Below are 15,230 nucleotides of genomic sequence, written 5' to 3'. Positions count from 1 at the left end.
GCTCACTTACCAGCGGCTACAGGCACCGAGTCTGCCAGCGACCGACCCGATAACACCCATTAGGAGGTGCTGCGTTCCTTCTGCGCCTCAACCGCCTCGGCACGCGTGGGGGTTGACGTCGCGAGCGACGACTTCCTGTCGTTCGGTACAGCCCGAGTCGCAGGCCGCGTGACCACCTTGCAGCTGCCTTGCAACTACCCCGGGCCTGTCCGGTGACCATGTCACTCCACCGCGACCACCTAGCATCCGCAGAGCGGCGAGCCAAGGGCGCATGGGAGCGAGCGACGTAGGACCTGGATCGGGCTATGGCCCGGTTCCGGAGTCACTCCCGTGTCTCGGCTGCGCCGGGCTACGGATAACCCTCGTACGGCACCGCCCGCCTGCTGCGGCGACCAGCTCGTTGTTGCCGCAGCAGGCGACGGAGGAGCGGCCTGGGCGAGTGGTGGCCGAGGCCTGTTGCCTGCGCGTCCTGTACGCAGAGCGCCGCGCTGGCTTGGAGCCAGCGCGGCACTCGACCACCTGCTGTTGTAGAGCGGCGACGTAGGAGCCGCGTGGGGCGGAGTACTAGCCCTTGATGGCGCCGCCCAGGGCGAACGCGCCGCCGAGCTTCCGGCTGAGGAGGAGGTAGAGGATCAGGACGGGGAAGGTGTAGATGAGGGAGTAGGCGGCTAGTTGGCCGTAGTTGGGTTCGCCGTACTGGCCGAAGAAGGTGAAGATGCTGACTGAGGCGGGGAGGCGCTCAGGGGAGAGCAGGAGCATGAAGGGGACGAAGAAGTTCCCCCACATGCCGATGAAGGTGAAGATCAGCACGACCGCGATCCCGGGCCACATCAGCGGCAGGACGATGCGGTAGAGGGCCTGCATGCTGCCGGCGCCGTCGACCCAGGCTGCTTCCTCGAGCGAGATCGGTACGCCGTCCATGAACGTCTTGGTCAGCCAGATCGCGAACGGGAGCGAGGCTGTCGCCATGAACATGATCGTGCCACCGAGGGTGTCGATCAGGTTCAGCTGGACGAACAATCCGTACACCGGCACCATCACCGCGGTGATCGGCAGCCCGGTGCAGAACAGCACGGTCAGCAGGAACGGCCGGTTGAACTTCGTCCTGAACCGTGACAGCGGATAGGCCGCGAGCACCGCGCAGATCATCGTGAGCAACGCGGCACCGCCACACAGCACGATGCCGTTGAAGACCGGCCGGTACGTCGTGTCGGTGTTGAGCACGGCGCGGAAGTTCTCGAAGGTCGGGCTGGTCGGGAGTTCGACCCGCAGTCCCGCCGTCCGGTTGATCGACGCGAACAGCACCCACAGCAGCGGCAGGACGAACAGGATCCCGATCGCCAGCAGGATGAGGTTCGCGGTCAGCTTGCTGACACGGTCGCGGGCGATCATGCGGCCTCCGAGTTCAGTCCACGTAGATAGATGAGCGAGAACACCGCGCCGATCGCCAGCATCACCAGCGCGATCGCGGTGCCGTAGCCGATCTGCGAGAAGCTGAACGCCTGTTCGTACATGTAGAGCGGCAGGGTCTGGCTCTTGGTCCCCGGTCCACCGCGGGTCATCGCATAGATCAGGCCGAAGACGCTCAGCGTCTGCAGCGTGATCAGCATCAGGTTGGTCATCACCGCGCGGGAGATCATCGGCAGCGTCACCCAGAGCAGCCGCCGCCCGCCGGAGGCGCCGTCCATCTCGGCGGACTCCTCGATCTCCTTCGGTACCTCGCTCAGCGCCGCGGAGTACACCAGCATCGAGAACGCCGTACCGCGCCAGATGTTCGCCAGCGAGACGGCGATGATCGGTGCCGCGTACAACCAGTCCTGGCCGGGTAGTCCGACCCTGTGCAGGATCACGTTCAGGGTGCCGTCGTCGTTGAAGAAGGCGCTGAGCAGGTAAGCCGCGACCACCTCGGGCAGCACCCAGGCGCCGATCACCGCGGTACCGACGAAGTTGCGCACCACCTTTGTCGACCGGCGCATCAGCAGGGCGAGTCCGAGCCCGAGGGTGTTCTGGCCGATGATCGCAGAGACGAGCGTGAAGACCAGGGTGAGCCAGATCGAGTTGGTGAAGGCCGAACTGCCGAAGGCCTTGCGGAAGTTGTCCAACCCGACGAACTTCACGTTCGCCGCTCCGGTGCCGGTCAGCGCCATGTTCGTGAACGCGGCGTAGATGCAGTACAGGATCGGGCCGGCCAGGAAGACCAGCATCAGCCCGATGGCCGGTGCCAACGGCAACATCTTGACGGTCTTGGCGAAGCGCGGCGGACCGCTCCGTCCGGCTTTCTCGCCGGACGGAACGGCCACCGCAGTAGCAGACGTCGTCACAGGGGAATCCCTTCGAAGGCTCTGCTTACTGGCTCTGGCTCTCTGTGGTCGTCTTGTCCTTGCCGACGATGCCTTCGACCGCCTCGTCGTAGTTCTTGGCTGCTTCCTCCGGCGACGACTGGCCGGTCATCACGGCCTCCATCGCGGTGATGATCTCGTTGGAGACCTTCGGGTACTCCGGCAGCGCGGGCCGGTAGACGGTCACGCCGACCAGGTCGGTGAAGAACTGGGTGCTCTTCGCGGATGACTTGTACCCGGCGTCGGCGGCGACGTCCTTGCGGACCGCGATCTGCGCGCCGTTGGTGGCGTACTTGGTCGCGTTCTCCTGCGTCTGCAGGGTCTTGATGAAGTTCCACGCGGCATCCGGGGCCTTCGACTTGGCCGGGATCGCCCAGGTCCAGCCGCCGGAGAGGCTGACCTTGCCCTTGCCTTCGCCGCCCTGGGTAGGCATCGCGGTCTGGCCGAGTACCTCGGTCCACTGCGGCCACGGCTTCGCGCCGGTCTTCTGCCAGTTGTTGTAGAGCCAGGAGCCGTCGAGCGCGATCGCCAGCTTGCTGTTCGGCAGCAGGTCGCTGCCGACCTTGTTGCCCCAGTTCGGGTCGAGCGACTGCTTCGGCTGCGGGGCCAGGCCTTCGCTGAAGACCGTCTTGATGAAGTTCAGCGAGTCCTTGAAGCCCTGGCTGCCGACGACCCACTTCGACTGGTCGAAGTTGTAGAGGGTGTCCTTGGTGCCGTAGAGCAGCATCTCGAAGCCCTGCATGGCGGACGCCTCACCCATCGGCTTGCCGGAGTAGACGTTCAGCGGGATCACGCCGGGCACCTTGGACTTGATCGTCCGGGCGGTGGTGAGCACGTCGTCCCAGGTCTTCGGCTGCCAGTCGGCCGGCAGCCCGGCCTTGGCGAACAGCTGCTTGTTGTACCAGAGCGCCCGCGTGTCGGTGCCGTCCGGTACGCCGTACGTCTTGCCGTCCTGGCCCTTCGCGGCACCCTTCGCGGTGTCCTCGAACTGGGACCAGTCCGACCAGCCCTTGATGTAGTCGTCCAGCGGCTTCAGGTACCCCGCGGTGATGTCGGAGTTGATCAGGAAGGTGTCCTCGTAGACGATGTCCGGCGCCGTGTTCGGCGACCGCATCATCAGCTGGAGCTTGGTGTAGTAGTCGTTCTCACTCGCCACGATCGGCAGGATCTCGACCTTCGAGCCGGGGTTGGCGGCCTCGTACTCGGCCTTCGCGCCGGTGAGGAAGTTCTTCATCACCGTGCCGGGCCCCCATTGCTGGTAGGCGATCTTGATGTTCGCCGGACCGGCGCTCTGTGAGCCGCCCGCCTCCGGTGTCTTGGTCGTCGACCCCTGGCTGCAGGCCGAGACCCCCAGCAGGAGCGCGCCGACGGCGAGTACACCCGCCCGCTTGAAACCGTTCTTCATGGCCATTGCATCCACCTTCGGGCAATCGTTGTCATCCCGGTCCGACAGCCCGATCTAGCGGGCTTTCCGGTGACGGTAGGAGTCCCAGACCAGTGAAGTCAATGGTTGACAGACAACGTTGTCCCCGTTCAGGCGCTGCTGCGCGGTGACCGGGTCGTAACGATCCGGTCACCGCGCCGTCATCTCTCAGACGGTAACGGGTGACGCCTCGTGACGAGCAGGTACGACGCGCCGGGTGCGGCTGCGCATCGCGCCGAGGCCGCAGAGCACCAGTCCGGCGACGAACCAGCAGGTGAGGACCAGGAACGGCCCGGCGGACCCGGCCCCGTCGAAGAAGCTCACGGAGCGCAACGCTGTACCGGCTGCTCCGGGCGGCAGAAGCTGCCCGAGCGCACCCCAGCCGCTCGGAAGCATCTCCGGTGCGCTGGTCAGACCTGAGAGCGGGTTACCGAGCAGCATCATCGTCGCGGCGCCCACTGCAAGCCCCACCCGGCCGAACAACCACTCCAGGCCCAGCAGCGTGAGGCTGATCGCACCGATCGAGAGCGCGATCACGCTCGCGTTGACCCAGTAGTTCCCCTCGAGCGAGCCGAGCCAGTACTGCAGCACGGCGGTCAGCGCCAGCCCTCCGGTGACCGCGAACGTGACCGCTCCGGCCATCCGACGACTTCCACCCTTGACCAATTGGGTCAGCAAGGCGGCGGCGATGATGCCACCGAGCACGAGCGGCAACGCCCCGGCCGCCAGACCGGCACCCCGCGGATCGTCCTGCGGCAGCGGTACGACGTCGGTCACCTTGGGCGCGGCTTCCTGGTTCTGAGCGGCCATCCGCGACGACAACTGGGTGAGGATCTGCGCGACCGCTGGTCCACCGGCCGAGGCGGTGAGCACCTCGGGGTTCTGCGGGTCGAGCACGATCGCGCCGTACACGTCGCGGTTCTCGATCGCCTTGACGGCGGCAGCGCGATCCGGCACGGCGGTCACCTCGAACCCACCGGGCATCGCCTGCTCCAGCCCGCCCTGCACCTGCGCGACCGCCTGCTGGGGTCCTGCCACGGCGATCGGCAAGTCGCGCGGCTCCGAGCGCGCGGCCGGCCAGGCGAACGCGATCAGCAGCACCGTGAGCAACGCGGTGAGCAGGGTGACGACGGCCACCACCGGGGGCCGCCGGCTCTCCTCGGCGACGGTTTGGTCGGACATCTCGGGTCAGCTCCTCAAACAAAAGGAATGAACGTTCTTTATTGATTCGAGCCTGACCTTGATCGGCCGACTTGTCAAGAACGGGCATTCGTTTTATGTTTCAGCCATGCCCAAGGTCTCCGACGAACACCGGCTCGCGCGCCGTCAGCAGATCGTCGCCGCGGCCCGGACCTGCGTCGCCGAGCAGGGGTTCCACAAGACGACGATGGCCGACGTGATCCGGGAGTCCGGCCTGTCTGCGGGCGCCGTCTACGGCTACTTCAAGAGCAAGGACGAGATCGTCGCGGCGATCGCCGACGACGCGCTGAGCTCGGTGGACCGGCTGTTCGAGGAGATCCTGGCCCGGGAGGAACCGCTGACCCCGCTCGCCGCCCTGGAGGCGGCTGTCGAGCACGTCGCCTTCGTCGCCGGTCAAGCAGGTGGCGACGTGACGAAGGTCGGGATCCAGGCCTGGGCGGAGGCGCTGCACAACGAAGCGATCAAGGCGATCGCGAGCGAGAAGTACCGGATGCTCCGCGGCCACTTCGTCGAGGTCGCCCGGCGCGCGCAGGCCGACGGCACGGTCGACCCGGACACCGACCCGGAGTACATCGCGCAGGTCCTCTTCGGGCTGATCCCCGGCTTCATCCTGCAGCGGCTGATCCTGGGCGACGTGACTCCGCAGAGCTACACCGCCGGCCTTGCCGCCCTCCTCCCCCGTTGACCACATCATCAACCGGAGCGGGAACACCGCAGCGGCGACAGACGTCGTCCCCGGTAGGAGGTCTGACCGATCGACGAGATGTGGCGGCCCATCGGCGCCGAGTCCCACATCGAGCTACAGATCCAGTCCGAGCGCACGAAACCCCTTCCCTCCCCCGAGGACCTTTGATGAGCAACAAGCGGCAACTGGATCGTGCGGGCCTCGACGACCTGCTGGCGGAAGCCGGCGTAGGTCCCGCAGACTCCTCCGAAGAGCTGACCGAAGGAACCTTCAACACGGTCTACCGGATCGGCCGACCCGATGGAGACCTGATCCTCAAGCTCTCCCCCGACCCGGATGCGCCAGGGCTCACTTACGAGCAGGACCTGATTCACACCGAGGCCGAGTTCTACCGCGCGGCGCTCGGCAAGGCCCCTGTCCCCGAGGTCGTGCATGAGGGCGAGGACTACCTGCTGATGACCGCCCTCCCCGGTACGACGTTGCAGAGCGCGGGGGCCGCCGCCGGAGTACGGGGTGAGCTCGGCGGGATCGTGGCAAGCCTGCATGAGGTGACGGGGACCGGCTTCGGCTACCCGCAGAAGGGTCTTGTGCAGCGGTGGAGCGAGGCCTTCCTGTCGATGGTGGACGACGTGCTCGGTGACGCCGAGCGGTACGCCGTACGGCTGCCACGCCCGGCCGAGCAGGTCTGGCAGGCGGCCCTCGACCACAAGGAGCTGCTGGACGACGTACACACGCCGCGGTTGATCCACTTCGATCTGTGGGACGGCAACGTCCTCGTCGAGGACGGGCGGATCACCGGGCTCGTCGACGGGGAGCGGGCGTTCTGGGGCGACCCGGTGGCCGAGTTCGTCTCGCTGTCGCTCCTCGGCACCCTCGACGAGGAGTTGCTGGCCGGCTACGGCGCGGACGTCGACCGCGAGAAGCTCTCGCTGTACCGCGTGTACCTCTACCTGATCATGCTCGTCGAGGGGACGCCCCGCGGATACACCGGCGCTCGGCATGAGGGCTTGGCGAAGCTGGTCGAGGAACACCTGCTGACCGAACTGGGCGCCCTCGAACAGGGGAGTTAGCACTACCCCGATCGACTGCCCAACTCCCTGGGGAGGCCGCTTGCGCGTCCGTAGCGTCGTGCTCGTCAGTCGGAGCACACGAGGGGTTGGCCATGAGGCGCAAGCAGCAAACCATCAGCAGGACAGGCGATTCGGTCGTCCTGCACGACGTACGCCGGGTCTACGGCCGGGGTAACAACGCCGTCGTCGCGCTCGACGGGATCAGCATCAGCTTCGCCCGCGGCACCTTCACCGCGGTGATGGGACCCTCGGGTTCCGGCAAGAGCACCTTCCTGCACTGCGCCGCGGGGCTGGACCGGCCGACCTCCGGCACGGTGACGATCGACGACCAGCCGCTCGCCGGGCTCAACGAGAAGCACTTGACCGAGCTCCGGCGCGAGCGGATCGGCTTCGTCTTCCAGTCGTTCAACCTGCTGCCGGCTCTCACGGTCTGGCAGAACGTCACGCTGCCGCAGCAGCTCGACGGCCGCCGTCCGAACCGCGCCGCCGTCCGCGACGTGCTGGAACGTGTCGGCCTCAGCGACAAGCAGAAGAATCGTCCGGGCGAGCTGTCCGGTGGACAGCAGCAGCGCGTCGCGATCGCCCGCGCGCTCGTCGCCCGGCCCGCGGTGATCTTCGCCGACGAGCCGACCGGCGCACTGGACACCCAGACCGCGGCCGACGTCCTCGAACTGCTCCGCGAGCCCGTTCGCAGCCAGGGGCAGACCGTGGTGATGGTGACGCACGACCCGGTCGCCGCGTCGTACGCCGACCAGGTGGTCTTCCTCGCCGACGGCGTCCTCGCGGGCAGCCTGATCGCGCCGACGGCCGAGCAGGTCGCCGACCGGATGACCCACCTCGGCGCCCGCGCCGCCTCCGTCGCATCGCTGGCCAGGGCGGCCGGCCGATGATCCGCCTCGCTCTGCGCACCCTGCGCTACCGCAAGGGCGGTTTCATCGCGACCTTCGTCGCCGTGGTGTTCGGCACCGCGATCGTGCTGGCCTGCGGCGGCCTGATGGAGACCGGTATCCGGTCGAACGTTCCGCCGGAGCGACTGGCCGGCGCCCCGATCGTTGTCTCTGGCAAACAAAGCCACCTGCGTCCGGGCGCCGAGGACGCCACTCCGCTGGTCGAGCAGGTCGGCGTCCCCGCAACGGTGGCGGACAAGATCCGCGGGCTCGACGGAGTCACCGATGTGATCGGCGATCTGACCTTCCCCGCACCGGTACTGCGAGGCTCGGTGCCGATGTCCGCCGAGGGCCACAACTGGGAATCCGCCCGACTCGGGCCCTTCACCCTGCAGTCCGGTACTGCGCCCCGCGCCGACGAGGTGGTTCTCGATGCCACCACCGCCGGTCAACTCGGCGCACGAGTCGGCAGTAAGGTCCAACTCCTTGCCCAAGGCAAGCCAACTTCCTTCAGGGTGGCCGGAATCGCCGCTGGACCGGCAGGTAACACGTTCTTCTCCGCGGCCGACGCGACCCGCATCGCCGAGCGCCCCGAGCAGTACTCCGCCCTCGGAGTACTGGTTGCTTCGGGCACCGACCTGAAGGCGCTCCGGAAGAGTATCGAGAAGGCCGACGGCAGCGTCTCCGCCCTGTCCGGGATCGATCGCGGGCTGGTCGAGCATCCGGACGCCGCCCAGGCCAAGGTCACCTTGATCTCGGTCGCCGGCTCGTTCGGCGGGATCGCGGCGATGACGATGATGTTCGTGGTCGCGTCGACGCTGGCGCTGTCCGCCCAGCATCGGCAACGGGAGTTCGCCCTGCTGCGCGGGATCGGGACCACGCCGGGCCAGGTGCGCCGGATGATCCTGGGCGAGGCGATGGTGGTCTCGCTGCCCGCAGTACTGGTGGGTTGCGTGCCTGGTGTGCTGCTGGGGCGCTTCCTGTTCGACCGGCTGGCCGCGAACGGCGTGGCCTCCCCCGACGTCACCTTCTACCAAGGGCTGATCCCCTTCGCGGCGGGTGCCGGGGCCGCAGTACTGGCTGCAGTCGGGGCGGCGCTGATCGCAGGACGGCGCTCGGCCAAGATCCGCCCGGTCGAGGCGCTGGTCGAGGCTTCGCTGCAGCGGAAGTGGTTCAGCTGGGTGCGGTTGCTCTTCGGCCTGCTGTTCCTGGCCGGTGGACTCGCACTGGTAATCGTCACCGGCGCCGTGATGAGCGGGCCACTGGCGGGTGCCACTGCCGGGCCGGCGGTGCTGTGCTGGGCGATCGGCGTCGCGCTGCTCGGTCCGGTCGCCACGAAGGCCGTCCTCGCCGTACTGCGCTGGCCGCTGTACGCCGTGAGTCGGGTGAACGGGCGGCTCGCGATCCTCAACGTGACGGCCCGATCCGTCGCGATGTCGGCCGCAGTGATGCCGGTCATGCTGGCGGTTGGAATCGCCACCGCGAACATCTACATGCAGACCACGCAGATGGACGCGGCCTCGAAGGCGTTCACCAAGGACCTCCGGGCCGATGCGGTGCTCGCGTCCACCGGAGCCGGGCTGTCGCCTTCGCTGCTCACCGAGGTGCAGGGCATGCCGGGCGTGGCGAGCGCGTCCGCCTACGTCACCAGCGTCGGCGTGATCGACGAGCCGCGGAACGCGCCCTTCGACGAGGATGGCGCTCCGCTGCAAGGCATCAGCGCCCAAGGGTCTGACGGTACTGCGCCGGTGCGGTTGACCTCGGGTTCCCTGGCCGGGCTGACCGGCTCGACCGTGGCATTGCCGGATCGCGTCGCTTCGAAGATCGATCGACGAGTCGGTACGTCGATCAAGATGACGCTGGGCGACGGTGCCTCCGTGGACCTGCGGGTGGTCGCGACGTTCGCGGCCGAGCGTGGCTACGAGAGTCTGGTGCTGCCCGCCGAGCTCGTCGCCGCGCACACCACCGACAAGTTGGCGAAGCAGATCCTGATCCGGACCGAACCGGGTGCTGACGTCAACGCCTCGCTGGCCAAGTTGGCAGCGGCGAACCCGGGTGTGCAGGTGGCCGACCGGGACGCGTTGATCGATGGCAACAACCAGGACCTGCAGACCCAGGCGTGGGTGAACTATCTGCTGGTCGGAATGCTGATCGCGTACACCGCGGTCTCGGTCGTCAACACGATGGTGTCGGCCACGGTCCGCCGGCGCCGGGAGTTCGGTCTGCAGCGGCTCACCGGATCCACCCGCGGCCAGGTCCTCCGCATGCTGACCACCGAAGGCGTCCTGGTCGCCTTCGCCGGCATCACCCTCGGCACCCTGGTAGCCCTGGCCAGCCTGCTCCCCTTCGCTGCCGCAGTCTCGTCCTCGGCATTCCCGAGCGGCCCGATCTGGATCTACCTGGTCATCATCGCCACGGCCTTCTTCCTGACCCTCTTCTCCACCCTCCTCCCGGCCACCACGACCCTCCGAACCCGCCCCGCCGAAGCCGCCGCCCGAACCGACTAACCACCCCACCCCCAGCGCGGGCCGGCACCCCGGCCCGCGCTCTCCCCTGTCCCGGACGTGCTCTTGCAGCTGACCTCCTGCTCGGCGTTCCGCGTCGGCGTACCGGCTGTCAGAGGTCGAGGTCGCGGTAGAGGCTGCGGTAGTAGTCGGCGACGCGGACGAGGTACTTGCCGCGGTCGCCGCGGCAGGGATCCGACGGAGGCGCGGCCTTGATCTCAGCGAGACTGCAGTCGAGCTGGACCCGGTGTTCGTAGTGGTCGACGTACTGCACGGTCCCGACCGGCAGCGCGATCCGCTGCGCCGCCACCCAGGCACTGGTATCGACGATCAGCGCCTGCAGCCCGGCGAACGCCAGGAACCCGTCCACCTCGCCGACCTCGCCCTCAGTGGCCAGAACCGAATAGCCGATCAGCCTCGTCGGCTCGCCGCAACCAACACCCAGCCGGAACTCCCAAGGCTCGAACGGACTCCTCGTCCCAGCTTCCGTTCTCGCGGCATCATGCATCATCCGGTCGATGGTGCGGCGGATCCCGGACGCCGTGACCGTGGCGTTCTTCAGCCGCAGTACGAGCCGCTCGGCAACCAGATTCAGTTGCATGTTGTACTGCTCGGCGTACCACTTCAGCAGCGCGACCGCGGCGTCCGCGCTCATGCCGTACGCGAGCATCAGCGCACCCTTCGCCTGCTCGATCGCCGCCCGGTTCTCCAGCTCGGCCCGTACGACCTCGGTCCCCACCGGGAGCGCCTGCGATGGCTCGGCGTCGGTGAGGTCGATCGCGTATCCCTCGACCCTGCTGACCGTCTCGGCAGCGTCACGCGCGGTGGTGCCGATCACCACGATGTTCCGGCTCCGCCCGGTGGTGTCGACGATGCGATGCGGGAAGCAGAACGGCTCGCCCTCACTCAGCACCTTCTCCAGCACTTCCCGCGGCGGGATCAGGTCATCGGGATGCTTGAACGCCAGCAACATCTCGGTAGTGACCCGGGACCCGGCCGGCAGCCCGTGCATGGCGCAGGTAGCCGGCGACAGCCACCAGGTGTCCTCTGCCACCAGATAGCTGAAGGTTCCAACCTGTTCGGCCCCCGTGATCACGCCTCCGGCAAGGGAGGGTGTGCCGGGTTCGATACCGGACATCCTTCAGGATTACCCCACCGACTCTCCCGAGGGAACCGTCGACCGATCCCCAACCCCCCAACCGTCCGCTCAGCGTTCGCCAGTACTCCGAACACCTGCACGACCGCAGTACTCGCGATCAAGCTGGAATCACCCCGGCCCACCAGCCCGAGCGCACTCCCGCTACCGCACCCGAGACCAGACCAGACCCACCACGAGCCAGGTTGGATTCTTGCGGCTGGACCTCGGGTCGGCTGCACTACTGGGCTGGGGTGGGTTCTGCTACTGGCTGGAGGGCGATAGTCGTTGCCTGGACCAGGCCGGCGTTGTTGCGGATCCAGGCCGAGACCGGCAGTTGCAGGTCCTCGAAATCGCGCTCCTCCAGCGCCACGGGCGGCGTCGGCACACTCGCACCGAGCTCCGCGAGCACCGGGCGCAGGTGCAGATCCGCCAGCAACTTGTGACTCGGCGCGGCCGACACCGTCACCGGCACCACGACCGACCCAGCCAGCGCCTGCGGTGGCAGCACATCCAGGAAGCTCTTGAGCAGCCCGGTGTAGCTGCCCTTGTAGACAGGCGTCGCGAGCACCAGCAGAGACGCGGACGACGCCAGCTCGATCGCGCTGTCCAGCGCCTCCCGATCCTCCTCCGAGGCGGCTTCCCCCTGGAAGATCGCCGACGCGAACGTGACCAGATCCACCAGCTCGTCGATCCGGTACGGCGTACCGAGCTCGGAGGCGAGTAGTTCCGCGACGGAGGCGGCCGCGGCGGCGGTCCGCGACGCCGCCTTGGGGTTACCCACCACGGTGACGACGGACTGCGGCCAGACGGGCGGGTCCGGCACGATCCGTGGCTCGAAGGCGACTGAGGGCATCGGGACGCATCTCCCAGGGTTCGGCAGTGAGATCTCGAGCCTAACCAAAGTCGAGCGGACTACTGGACATTCTCAGATGGTGAACGCCTGGCTCTGAGCTTGACCACAATGAACCACACCACCGCCAGCACAGCCGCCGCCAGGACGACCCACTGCAGCACCCCGACATAGGACTCGACCACGTTCCACTTCTCGCCCAGCAGGTAGCCCGCAATGATCAGCGCTGAGTTCCACACCAGGCTGCCGATCGCGGTCAGCGCCAGGAAGAGCGACAACCGCATCCGCTCCACTCCGGCGGGGATCGAGATGAGACTGCGCACCACCGGCACCACCCGGCCGATCAGCACCGCCTTCGCGCCGTGCCGGGCGAACCAGGCCTCGGCTTTGTCGACGTCCTCCAGTTTCATCAGCGGGATGCGTGCTGCCAGCGCCCTGGTCCGGTCGCGGCCGAGGATCGCGCCCACGCCGTACAGGGCGAGCGCTCCGACCACGGAGCCGAGAGTGGTGAAGAAGATGGCGCTGACGAGCCCGAGGTCGCCGCGGTTGGCGGCGAAACCGGCGAGCGGCAGGATCACCTCGCTGGGCAGCGGCGGGAACAGGTTCTCCAGCGCCACCGCGAGACCGGCACCCGGGGCTCCCAGCCTGTCCATCAGGTCGACAGCCCAGCCGGCCACTCCACCGGTCGGTTCCTGTGTCGCTTGTGCCAGCGCGGTCATCATCACCTGGTTCGTCGAGATCATGGCGTCGACGCTAGGTCTGCGAACACTGCTCGCACCCTGCGGTCGACCGTAAGATTTCCTCGGCTTTTCCACAGTACAGAACTGCGGAAAACCACAGTCCGCTGTCCTTCGGTGCCCACTAACCTTGCGGACATGCGAGAACGGGGACTGGCCGAGAAGCGCGACGCGACTGATGTCCGTCCCGCGCAGCATGGGCCTGTGCGGAAGAGTGCGAACCTCTTGGCGGGCGTTGCGCTCGGCGCGGTGCTGGCGGTCGCCGAGTTCGCCTTCCTGCTGGTGTCGAGTGTCGGTCTGGTGCCGATCATCGCGGCGCCGCGGTCACGCGATCGAGTGGTGGGTTTCGTTCATCGTTGCTCACGGCAACTCGTCGTGCTCGAGCAACGACGCCTGGCCCGCTTCCACGACATCGAGGACCTGGGCCCGTACTCCGATCGCAACGCCTTCCGCTACATCGCCAGACGCTGGCCGGTCGGTGGGCTCGGCGGGCTCGTCCTGCTGCTGCTCCTGTTCGGCCTGGTCGTGGCCGGCTCCATGGTCACCGCCTGGATCACCGGGGGGAGCTGGGCCCTGATCGAGGACGGTGCCGACCGCATCAGCACCGCGACCGTCATCGTCGCGGCCATTCCCGGCGCGCTGCTGCTCTATCTCAACATCATGGGCATCGTCGGGATCGCCGGACTGGACGAGCGCCTGGCCCGCCGACACCTGGCACCCTCAGCGGAGGAAGTACTGGCGCGTCGCGTCTCGGAGCTCACCTTGAGCCGCGCCGAGGTGGTCCAGGTGATCAACGACGAACGTCGCCGGATCGAGCGGGACCTGCACGACGGCGTACAACAACGCCTGGTCGCGCTCGGGATGTTGCTCAGCCGCGCACGTCGGACCGACGACCCGGACCACGCGTCCGCGCTGGTCAAGCAAGCGCACGAGGAGTCCCAGCAGGCACTCGACGACCTCCGCCAAGTCGCCTGGCGCGTCTACCCGACCGTGCTCGACCAGCAGGGCCTGCGCGACGTCATCGCCGTACTGGCCGAGCGATCGAGTATCCCGGTCACCTTGCACTACGACTTACCCACCCGCCCACCGGCGACGATCGAGACCGTGGCGTACTTCGTCGTCGCCGAGGCCGTCACCAACGCCGCCAAACACTCTGGCGCGACCCAGATCGACATAACCCTCCGCCTGCTGGCTTGGCCCCCACCCTCTGCGACCGCCTCGTCGGCGACGTCAGGGGCAGTCGGGGCCGCCGCGAGAGTCGAAGCGGCCAAGGCGGCCGGGATAGTCGGGGCGGTCGAGGTATCCGGAGTTGCCGGGGTACCGGGAGTGTCCGACGCGGCCGGAGTGGCCGAGGTATCGGGGGTGGCCGGGGCAGTCGGAATGGCCAGGGTGTCCGCGGCGACTGGGACGACCTCACTGGCAGGAATGAGGGCGGCGCCCGAGACGACATCGCCGACGGGAACGTCGTGGGCGGCGGCACCGACAGGGGCCGCGATGACGGGGGTGCTGGTGACTGTGACGGACGACGGACGGGGTGGGGCGGACCCGGCTGGACGAGGACTCAGCGGACTGGCGGGCCGGGTCGCGGCGAGTGACGGGAACTTCAGCGTTCACAGCCCGGTCGGCGGTCCGACCACCATCAGAGCGGAGCTACCGTGCGAGTGATCCTGGCCGAGGACCACGCGTTACTGCGGCAAGGGATGATCCTTCTGCTGGAGGAGGAGAAGCACGACGTGGTGGCTGCCGTTGGCGACGGGGACGCGCTCGTCGCCGCAGTGGAAGCCTGCGGAGAAGACCTTCCTGATGTCGTCGTGGTCGATGTGCGGATGCCGCCGACGCACACCGACGAGGGCATTCGCGCCGCGCTGACCATCCGCGAACGCTGGCCGGCCGTCGGCGTCCTGGTGCTCTCCCAATACGTCGAAAAGGTCTACGCCACCGAGCTGATCACCTCACAGCAGGACGGCGTCGGGTACCTCCTGAAGGATCGGTTGTCGGATGTCGGGGAATTCCTCGCCGCTCTGGAACGCGTCGGCGCGGGCGGTGTGGCCTTCGACCCGGACATGGTCCGCCAACTGCTCGCGCGCACCACCCACACAGACCCGCTCAGCCAGCTCACCAAGCGGGAGCAGGAAGTCCTGGCCGCAATGGCCGAGGGTCACACCAACCCGAGCATTGCCGAGCAACTCTTCATCTCCCAGAGCGCCGTCGAGAAACACATCAACTCGATCTTCGACAAGTTCGCCCTCAACCACGTCACCGGCTACAGCCGCCGAGTCCTAGCCATCCTCCGCTACCTGGGCACCTGACCCTCCATCAGCAGGTGGGACCGGCTGCGGGTCGATCAGACCTGCCCGCATGCGGGGTGGTCGGGCCTGCGCCGGGTAGGGGTGGTCT

At 67.7% G+C, this 15,230-nt stretch carries 13 protein-coding genes; 6 read left to right on the top strand and 7 right to left on the bottom strand.

Annotated elements, in window-relative coordinates; all coding sequences use genetic code 11:
- Nucleotides 1-564: 564 nt before the first annotated feature.
- The 4 genes from ACFPJ1_RS26220 to ACFPJ1_RS26205 all read right to left on the bottom strand — a co-directional run bounded on the left by ACFPJ1_RS26220 (nucleotide 565) and on the right by ACFPJ1_RS26205 (nucleotide 4,944).
- Complete coding sequence (locus ACFPJ1_RS26220) at nucleotides 565-1,392, bottom strand: carbohydrate ABC transporter permease (protein WP_380107851.1); 828 nt, start codon at nucleotides 1,390-1,392, stop codon at nucleotides 565-567.
- The gene (locus ACFPJ1_RS26215; protein ID WP_380107850.1) at nucleotides 1,389-2,321 is read right to left on the bottom strand and encodes a carbohydrate ABC transporter permease; all 933 of its coding nucleotides are present in this window, start codon (nucleotides 2,319-2,321) and stop codon (nucleotides 1,389-1,391) included. Before ACFPJ1_RS26215 ends, ACFPJ1_RS26220 begins: the two co-directional genes overlap by 4 nt.
- Before the next feature lie 25 nt (nucleotides 2,322-2,346).
- Nucleotides 2,347-3,750: an extracellular solute-binding protein gene (locus ACFPJ1_RS26210; protein WP_380107848.1), complete on the bottom strand. Its 1,404-nt coding sequence runs from the start codon at nucleotides 3,748-3,750 to the stop codon at nucleotides 2,347-2,349.
- A 180-nt stretch (nucleotides 3,751-3,930) separates the two neighbouring features.
- Nucleotides 3,931-4,944 carry an ABC transporter permease gene (locus ACFPJ1_RS26205; RefSeq protein WP_380107847.1) on the bottom strand — a complete coding sequence of 338 codons (1,014 nt, stop codon included), beginning with the start codon at nucleotides 4,942-4,944 and terminating at the stop codon, nucleotides 3,931-3,933.
- Nucleotides 4,945-5,050: 106 nt separating this feature from the next.
- Here ACFPJ1_RS26205 and ACFPJ1_RS26200 point away from each other — a divergent pair, with 106 nt between their 5' ends.
- The 4 genes from ACFPJ1_RS26200 (at nucleotide 5,051) to ACFPJ1_RS26185 (ending at nucleotide 10,111) form a co-directional block, all read left to right on the top strand.
- Nucleotides 5,051-5,647 carry a TetR/AcrR family transcriptional regulator gene (locus ACFPJ1_RS26200; protein WP_132290170.1) on the top strand — a complete coding sequence of 199 codons (597 nt, stop codon included), beginning with the start codon at nucleotides 5,051-5,053 and terminating at the stop codon, nucleotides 5,645-5,647.
- Nucleotides 5,648-5,814: 167 nt separating this feature from the next.
- Nucleotides 5,815-6,717, top strand: a complete 903-nt coding sequence (locus tag ACFPJ1_RS26195; RefSeq protein ID WP_380107846.1) for a phosphotransferase family protein — start codon at nucleotides 5,815-5,817, stop codon at nucleotides 6,715-6,717.
- A gap of 92 nt (nucleotides 6,718-6,809) precedes the next feature.
- Nucleotides 6,810-7,607, top strand: coding sequence for an ABC transporter ATP-binding protein (locus ACFPJ1_RS26190; RefSeq protein ID WP_380107845.1), 798 nt, complete (start codon nucleotides 6,810-6,812; stop codon nucleotides 7,605-7,607).
- Nucleotides 7,604-10,111 (top strand): ABC transporter permease, encoded by a 2,508-nt coding sequence (locus tag ACFPJ1_RS26185; protein ID WP_380107843.1) that lies wholly within the window; start codon nucleotides 7,604-7,606, stop codon nucleotides 10,109-10,111. The genes ACFPJ1_RS26190 and ACFPJ1_RS26185 overlap by 4 nt, the downstream gene beginning before the upstream one ends.
- Before the next feature lie 109 nt (nucleotides 10,112-10,220).
- On the opposite strand, the gene ACFPJ1_RS26180 is transcribed toward ACFPJ1_RS26185, so the two are convergent.
- From ACFPJ1_RS26180 to ACFPJ1_RS26170, 3 genes are all read right to left on the bottom strand, one after another.
- Nucleotides 10,221-11,246 carry an ANTAR domain-containing protein gene (locus ACFPJ1_RS26180; protein ID WP_380107841.1) on the bottom strand — a complete coding sequence of 342 codons (1,026 nt, stop codon included), beginning with the start codon at nucleotides 11,244-11,246 and terminating at the stop codon, nucleotides 10,221-10,223.
- Nucleotides 11,247-11,484: 238 nt separating this feature from the next.
- Nucleotides 11,485-12,099 (bottom strand): NADPH-dependent FMN reductase, encoded by a 615-nt coding sequence (locus tag ACFPJ1_RS26175; protein ID WP_380107839.1) that lies wholly within the window; start codon nucleotides 12,097-12,099, stop codon nucleotides 11,485-11,487.
- 59 nt (nucleotides 12,100-12,158) lie between these two features.
- A complete protein-coding gene (locus ACFPJ1_RS26170) occupies nucleotides 12,159-12,839 on the bottom strand; it encodes a DedA family protein (protein ID WP_380107837.1) in 681 nt (226 codons plus the stop codon).
- Between the two features lie 132 nt (nucleotides 12,840-12,971).
- Between ACFPJ1_RS26170 and ACFPJ1_RS26165 the strand changes: the two genes are divergently transcribed.
- Both ACFPJ1_RS26165 and ACFPJ1_RS26160 read left to right on the top strand, forming a co-directional pair.
- A complete protein-coding gene (locus tag ACFPJ1_RS26165; RefSeq protein ID WP_380107835.1) occupies nucleotides 12,972-14,498 on the top strand; it encodes a histidine kinase in 1,527 nt (508 codons plus the stop codon).
- The gene (locus ACFPJ1_RS26160; protein WP_380107833.1) at nucleotides 14,489-15,142 is read left to right on the top strand and encodes a response regulator; all 654 of its coding nucleotides are present in this window, start codon (nucleotides 14,489-14,491) and stop codon (nucleotides 15,140-15,142) included. The genes ACFPJ1_RS26165 and ACFPJ1_RS26160 overlap by 10 nt, the downstream gene beginning before the upstream one ends.
- Nucleotides 15,143-15,230: the final 88 nt, after the last annotated feature.

The organism is Kribbella qitaiheensis (assembly GCF_042657745.1).
Lineage (GTDB): Bacteria > Actinomycetota > Actinomycetes > Propionibacteriales > Kribbellaceae > Kribbella > Kribbella qitaiheensis.
The sequence above is the reverse complement of the archived record's forward strand: the minus strand, read 5'-3'. Positions and strand labels throughout refer to the sequence as shown.

Excerpts from the sequence above, each read along its gene's own strand:
- ACFPJ1_RS26175 (WP_380107839.1), bottom strand. The coding sequence starts at position 12,099 with ATGCCCTCAGTCGCCTTCGAGCCACGGATCGTGCCGGACCCGCCCGTC.
- ACFPJ1_RS26220 (WP_380107851.1), bottom strand. The coding sequence starts at position 1,392 with ATGATCGCCCGCGACCGTGTCAGCAAGCTGACCGCGAACCTCATCCTG.
- ACFPJ1_RS26185 (WP_380107843.1), top strand. The coding sequence starts at position 7,604 with ATGATCCGCCTCGCTCTGCGCACCCTGCGCTACCGCAAGGGCGGTTTC.
- ACFPJ1_RS26180 (WP_380107841.1), bottom strand. The coding sequence starts at position 11,246 with ATGTCCGGTATCGAACCCGGCACACCCTCCCTTGCCGGAGGCGTGATC.
- ACFPJ1_RS26170 (WP_380107837.1), bottom strand. The coding sequence starts at position 12,839 with ATGATCTCGACGAACCAGGTGATGATGACCGCGCTGGCACAAGCGACA.
- ACFPJ1_RS26165 (WP_380107835.1), top strand. The coding sequence starts at position 12,972 with ATGCGAGAACGGGGACTGGCCGAGAAGCGCGACGCGACTGATGTCCGT.
- ACFPJ1_RS26210 (WP_380107848.1), bottom strand. The coding sequence starts at position 3,750 with ATGGCCATGAAGAACGGTTTCAAGCGGGCGGGTGTACTCGCCGTCGGC.
- ACFPJ1_RS26190 (WP_380107845.1), top strand. The coding sequence starts at position 6,810 with ATGAGGCGCAAGCAGCAAACCATCAGCAGGACAGGCGATTCGGTCGTC.
- ACFPJ1_RS26205 (WP_380107847.1), bottom strand. The coding sequence starts at position 4,944 with ATGTCCGACCAAACCGTCGCCGAGGAGAGCCGGCGGCCCCCGGTGGTG.
- ACFPJ1_RS26200 (WP_132290170.1), top strand. The coding sequence starts at position 5,051 with ATGCCCAAGGTCTCCGACGAACACCGGCTCGCGCGCCGTCAGCAGATC.
- ACFPJ1_RS26195 (WP_380107846.1), top strand. The coding sequence starts at position 5,815 with ATGAGCAACAAGCGGCAACTGGATCGTGCGGGCCTCGACGACCTGCTG.